Genomic DNA, 6,106 nt, shown 5'->3' on the forward strand with positions numbered 1-6,106 from the left:
GGGCGACAGCGGTTGGTTCTGTGACGGGCATCATTGCGATCTTGTTTCGGAAGGAACCCCTCCGCATGACGAGACCCCGCCCGATCCGCCGCGCCGCCGCGGTGGCGCTCACCTTCGGGCTCGCCCTCACCGTCTCGCCGGCACTGCCGGCCTCCGCGCACACCGGATGGGTCGCCGGCACCCAGAACCTCGGCCCGAACGTCACCGTCTTCGACCCCAGCACGCCGGTCGCCGAGATCCAGGCCACGCTGGACGCGACCTACGCCAAGCAGGTCGACAACGAGATGGGTACGGCACGGTACGCGTACCTCTTCAAGCCCGGCACGTACGGCACCGCCGAGCAGCCGCTCCAGATCAAGGTCGGCTACTACACCGAGATCAGCGGTCTCGGTGCCAAGCCCGGCGACGTGGTGATCAACGGCAAGGTCGAGGCGTACAACCGCTGCCTCAGCTCCGACCCCGCGAACCCGAACTGCATCGCGCTCGTCAACTTCTGGCGCACGCTGTCCAACCTGACCGTCAACATCAACGGCGCCGGCCAGGACGGCTGCCGCCAGACGGCCAACTTCTGGGCCGTGTCGCAGGCCGTCTCGCTGCGCCGCACCCAGTTCAACGGCGGCACGCTGTCGCTGATGGACTACTGCACCGCCGGCCCGCAGTACGCCAGCGGCGGCTTCATCGCCGACTCCAAGCTGCCGGCCACCACCAACGGCTCGCAGCAGCAGTGGCTCACCCGCAACAGCGAGGTGGCGAGCTGGTCCAACGCCGTCTGGAACCAGGTGTTCTCCGGTGTGACCGGGGCGCCCGACGACGCGGCGTTCCCGGACCCGCCGTACACCACCCTCGACAAGACCCCGGTCAGCCGGGAGAAGCCGTTCCTGTTCGTCGACGCCAAGGGCAAGTACCAGGTTCGCGTGCCCGCGGCCAAGCGCAACACGGCCGGCTCCTCGTGGGACGACACCTCGGGCCGTACCCTCCCGCTCTCCGACTTCTACGTCGCGAAGCCGGGTGACTCGGTCCAGAAGATCAACCTGGCCCTCGCGGTCGGCAAGCACCTCCTGCTGACCCCGGGCGTCTACGACATCGCCCGCAGCATCGAGGTCCGCCGCCCGAACACCGTGGTGCTCGGCCTCGGCCACGCCACGCTGACCGCCGTCAACGGGTCGATCCCGCTCGACGTGGCCGGCGTTCCGGGCGTCGTCGTCGCCGGCGTCACCATCGATGCCGGCCTCAAGGAGTCGCCGGTCCTGCTGCGCGTCGGCAAGAAGCACGGCCTCCAGTTCAGCTCGGCGGCCAACCCGACGACGCTGAACGACGTGTACTTCCGCGTCGGCGGCCCGCACATCGGCAAGGCCGACATCGCGCTCGAGGTGAACAGCGACAACGTGCTGATCGACCACACCTGGGTGTGGCGCGGCGACCACGGCGTCGAGGGCTTCACCAACGGCGTGAACGGTGACACCGACCGCTGGAGGACCAACACCGGCCGCTACGGCGCCGTCATCAACGGCGACGACGTCACGGCGACCGGCCTGTTCGTCGAGCACTTCCAGAAGTACAACACCGTCTGGAACGGCGAGCGCGGCACCACCGTCCTGTACCAGAACGAGCTCCCGTACGACCCGCCCACCCAGGCCGACTGGATGAACGGTTCCGTCGAGGGCTACGCCGGTTACAAGGTCGGCAACAAGGTCAAGAAGCACCAGCTGTACGGCGGCGGCGTCTACGTCTTCAACCAGAACAACCCGTCGATCCACACCGAGAACGGTTTCGAGGTGCCGCAGACGCCCGGCGTCAAGCTGCACCACATCATGACCGTCAACCTCAGCGCCGGCACCATCGACCACGTGGTCAACGGCGTCGGCGAGGCCGCGGACATGACGAAGGTCGGGCAGCCGGTCTTCGTGACCGACTACCCCGCGGTCCCGTAACACCGGTCCGGCAGAGTGCTGGTGGTCACCCCGATACGGGACGGGTGACCACCAGCACCGGACGGCCCGCCTTCTCGATCAGGGTCAGCGGCACACTGCCCAGCAGCCGCTGCGCCACCCGCGGGCGTACGCTCGAACCGGCCACGACCAGGTCGGCGCGCTGCTCCCCGGCGAACCGGATGATCTGCTCGGCCGGGCGGCCCGGCAGGACCGTACGCGTCGCCTCGATCCCGGCCGCCGCCAGCCGCGTGGCCGCCGCCTCCGCCGCCTTCTGCGCACGCTCCGCGTAGACGCTGCGCGGCATCGGTGCCAGATGTTCGGCCTCCAGCTCGTCCACCGCGACGACCGCAACCGACGCACCGGTCTGCCGGACCAGGTCGGTGACCGCGTCGGTCACCCACGGCTGTTCCTCCGCAGGGTTTACGGCAAGCACGATATGCATGTCACCCAAGGTACGGGTAACGTCACGTATCCGCAGTGGACCTTTTCTGGGAGCACTCATGGCGGATGTGACCTCGTCCGAGGCTGAGCAGCCAACACTCAACCGGGTGATCGGCCCGGCTCTTTTGCTGCTCTTCGTCATCGGCGACATTCTCGGAACCGGCGTGTACGCGCTGACCGGCAAGGTGGCCAACGAGGTGGGCGGTGCCGTGTGGCTGCCGTTCCTGCTGGCCTTCGTGGTCGCGCTGCTCACCGCCTTCAGCTATCTGGAACTGGTCACCAAGTACCCACGGGCCGCCGGAGCGGCGCTCTACACGCACAAGGCGTTCGGGCTGCACTTCCTCACGTTCATGGTGACCTTCGCGGTGATGTGCTCCGGGCTGACCTCGGCGTCCAGCGCGTCCAAGGCGTTCGCGGGCAACTTCGCCGAGGCGTTCGACCTGTCGCTCGGCGACGGCATCGCCCTCACCGCGGTGGCACTCGGCTTCATCACCCTGGTCGCTGCTATCAACTTCCGGGGCGTCGGCGAGAGCGTCAAGGCCAACGTGGTGCTCACCTGCGTCGAGCTGACCGGTCTGCTGATCGTCATCGGGATCGGCGCGTGGGCGCTCGGCGGGGGCAACGGCGACCTGTCCCGGCTCACCGAGTTCAACACACCGCCGGGCGAGAGCGTCCTGCTGTCGGTCACGGCCGGCACGGCACTCGCGTTCTTCGCCATGGTCGGTTTCGAGGACTCGGTCAACATGGCCGAGGAGACCCGCGACCCGGTCCGGATCTTCCCGAAGGTGATGCTGATCGGGCTCTGCTTCACCGGGGTCATCTACGTGCTCGTGGCGATCTCGGCGGTGGCGCTGGTCGCACCCAGTGATCTCGGCGCCGGCGACACGCCGCTGCTCAAGGTGGTCGAGGCCGGGGCTCCCGCCTTCCCGCTGTCGATCTTCGCGTTCATCACCATGTTCGCGGTGGCCAACTCGGCGCTGATCAACATGATGATGGCGAGCCGCCTGCTGTACGGGATGGCGAACGAACGGGTCCTGCCGACGGTCCTGGGGCGCGTCCACCGGCGCCGCCGTACCCCGTGGGTGGGCATCGTGTTCACCACCCTCATCGCGTTCGGGCTCATCTGGTTCGCCGACCTGGCGGCGCTCGGCGGCACCACCGCGCTGCTGCTGCTCTGCGTGTTCACCGTCGTCAACGTGGCGGTGCTGGTCCTGCGGCGTAACCCGGTCGAGCACAAGCACTTCCGGGCGCCGACCGTGATCCCCGTCATCGGCGCGGTGGCGTGCGCGTTCCTGGCCAGCCCGCTGTCCGGACGGGCCGGGGCCGACTACCGGGTCGCCGGAGTACTGCTTGTCATCGGCGTGATCCTCTGGGTGATCACTTATCTGTCCAACCGATACATTCCGGGCGCGATCTCCCGTACCTGATCGGGCTCGTGGGTCGTTGGAACTTTGTCCCGCCTGACGCGTTCCCCCAAAGGGAGCGAAACCCCCGGACGTCGCAGGTAGGTAGCTGTTCGACACTGGTCGACACCCTCGTCGTGGCAGCTCATCGGGATGTGCGAAGCTGCCCGCTACCACAAACACCCTCCTCTCCTGTCCGGAGGCCCGATATGGCATCATTCCTCTACTTTGTTGCCGGGCTCGTGATCGGCGTGGTAGGCGGATGGCTGGTCTGGGGACGCCGCGTCGGCGCCACCACCCCGGCCCCCTCCACCGCACCGGCCACCGAGACCACCCCGGCTGTCGCCGTGCCCCAGACCGCCGACGACGATGACGCCGCGGCTACCGCCTCCCCGTCCCCCGCCGACGCATCCGCGCCGGCCGAGCTCTCCCCGGCATCGTCCGTCCTGGCCGGGTCCGGCGCGACCCCGGCCACCGCGAACGGGTCGATCGCTGCCGCCGAGAAGCCGGCCGAGGACGCTCCCGGTGCCGAGAAGAGCGCGCTGATCGCCGAGCCCGTCGCCGCTGAGCCCGTCATCGCCGAGCCCGTCGCCGCTGAGCCCGTCATCACTGAGCCCGTCGCCGCGCCTGAAAGGGACGCCGACGACGAGCCGACCGTGAAGCTGCCGATTCGGGAGTCGGCCGTGGACGAGCCCGTTGCCACGCCGGAGCCCGTCGCGACCCCTGAGCCGGTCGCCGAGGCCGAGCCCGTACCCGCACCCGAGCCGGTCGCCGCCCCCGAGCCCGTCGCCGCCCCGGAGCCGGTCGCCGCACCCGAGCCGGTCGCCGCCCCCGAGCCCGTCGCCGCCCCGGAGCCGGTCGCCGCGCCCGAGCCGGTCGTTCCGGCCCAGGCCGTCATCACCGCCGAGCCGGACCTCGTGGGCACGCCCGCCCCGGTCGCCCAGCCCGACGACCTCACCAGGATCCCCGGCATCGGCCCCAAGGTCGCGATGGCACTGGCCGCCGCCGGTATCACCACCTACGCCAAGCTGGCCGAATCCGATGTGACCAGCCTCAAGCAGGCCATCAACGCGGCCGGCATGCGCGGTTCCGCGAGCCTGGCCACCTGGCCGGACAAGGCCCGCGAACGGGTCGGCGTGAACAGCTGAACACGACCGCCGCCCCGGTCTGACCGCGGCGACCATACGGCAGGGCGTGAGCCGGTGAACCGAGAGGCACCGGGTCACGCCCTGCCGGCTTTCCAGGACCGCTCGCCGGGGACCACCTTGTGACTCCTCGCCCGGGGGCACCTTCCGGCTCCTCGCTGAAGCTCTTGCGGGGATCGCTTGCCAGGCACATCCTCGCGCGGGCCGGGGCGCCCGCCGGCCGTACCGGAGCCGGGTGATCGCAGCCTGGAAGGCTGCCACGCCGCGCCGAACCTGTCTTCGCCGGCCCGCGGAGGCAGGTTGCAGCAAGGTTGTTGCTCAGCTCACTGGAAGAAGTTGCAGGACGGGAGTGCGCCGGACGATGTATCCGGCTGCCCAGCGAGCACCGCAACCGAAGAGCAACAAACCCGGCGGGCAGAGCAACGGGCGAACAGAGCAACCGGCGAACACGACAGCCCCGGAGCGCAACGGAGGAACCACCATGAAGGTCAGTGCCGCTTTCCCCTCGGCCTACGACAGTTCGGCCGCCTACAGCCGGCTGCAGAGCGCCCGCACCAAGCTGGTCACCGACCAGATGCCGACCGCCGCCGGGCCCGCCGTCATCACGGCCGACCGGGCCGCCGTCGTCACGGCTGAGGCCGAGGTGGCGCGCATCGAGGCGGAACGCTCGGCCGCGGTGGCCCAGTTCCAGCGCAGTGGCCGGTTCCTCGACGTCTTCGGCTGACGACCGCCGCCCGGCTCCCCCGCCGTACCGGATCGGGGGGTGCGGCCCCGGCGCGATACGAATCGGCCGGGATTCGCCGGCCCTTAGTGCTCGAGTCCGTAGATCCTTCGGGGGTTATGCGGCCAGGGCGAGTGCGGGAGGCTGGTGATCGCAGCCGGCGGGTTGCTGGAGGTTCTGCTCTTTCTGTTCGTGTCGCTCGATCCGGGCCATGAGGTCCTCGAGGTCGGCCGGAGTGAACTTCCATCTGAACGGCCGGGCGGTCTGGTTGTAGCGCTGCTCGAAGGCGGTGAGTCGGCCTTCGACCTGGTCAAGGCTGGTGAAGTCGTTGGGTGTGAGGACTTTGCGCTGGATGATCGAGAAGTAGATCTCGATCTGGTTGAGCCAGGAGGCGTGGATCGGGGTGTGGATCATGACCGCGTTCGGGAACCGCTGCGCGAGACGGTCGATCGCGGCTTGACCGCG

5 protein-coding genes and 1 pseudogene are annotated in these 6,106 nt (G+C 69.3%); 4 read left to right on the forward strand and 2 right to left on the reverse strand.

Features of this window, described 5'->3' with window-relative positions; genetic code table 11:
• Positions 1-65 precede the first annotated feature (65 nt).
• Entirely contained in the window at positions 66-1,931 is a 1,866-nt protein-coding gene (locus AB0G04_RS39090) for a glycosyl hydrolase family 28-related protein (protein ID WP_360994037.1), read from the forward strand.
• 25 nt (positions 1,932-1,956) lie between these two features.
• Here the strand turns inward: AB0G04_RS39090 and AB0G04_RS39095 are convergent, their stop codons facing one another.
• Positions 1,957-2,373 carry a universal stress protein gene (locus AB0G04_RS39095; protein WP_360994040.1) on the reverse strand — a complete coding sequence of 139 codons (417 nt, stop codon included), beginning with the start codon at positions 2,371-2,373 and terminating at the stop codon, positions 1,957-1,959.
• 58 nt (positions 2,374-2,431) lie between these two features.
• Between AB0G04_RS39095 and AB0G04_RS39100 the strand changes: the two genes are divergently transcribed.
• From AB0G04_RS39100 to AB0G04_RS39110, 3 genes are all read left to right on the forward strand, one after another.
• Positions 2,432-3,799 (forward strand): APC family permease, encoded by a 1,368-nt coding sequence (locus AB0G04_RS39100; protein ID WP_360994042.1) that lies wholly within the window; start codon positions 2,432-2,434, stop codon positions 3,797-3,799.
• Between the two features lie 185 nt (positions 3,800-3,984).
• A complete protein-coding gene (locus AB0G04_RS39105; RefSeq protein WP_360994045.1) occupies positions 3,985-4,923 on the forward strand; it encodes a DUF4332 domain-containing protein in 939 nt (312 codons plus the stop codon).
• Positions 4,924-5,401: 478 nt separating this feature from the next.
• Positions 5,402-5,644, forward strand: coding sequence for a hypothetical protein (locus AB0G04_RS39110; RefSeq protein ID WP_360994048.1), 243 nt, complete (start codon positions 5,402-5,404; stop codon positions 5,642-5,644).
• 114 nt (positions 5,645-5,758) lie between these two features.
• Here AB0G04_RS39110 and AB0G04_RS39115 read toward each other — a convergent pair.
• A pseudogene (locus tag AB0G04_RS39115) lies at positions 5,759-6,106 on the reverse strand (hypothetical protein); the annotation flags it as partial.

Origin of the sequence: Actinoplanes sp. NPDC023801, assembly GCF_040639655.1 — a bacterium.
Taxonomy (GTDB): Bacteria; Actinomycetota; Actinomycetes; order Mycobacteriales; family Micromonosporaceae; genus Actinoplanes.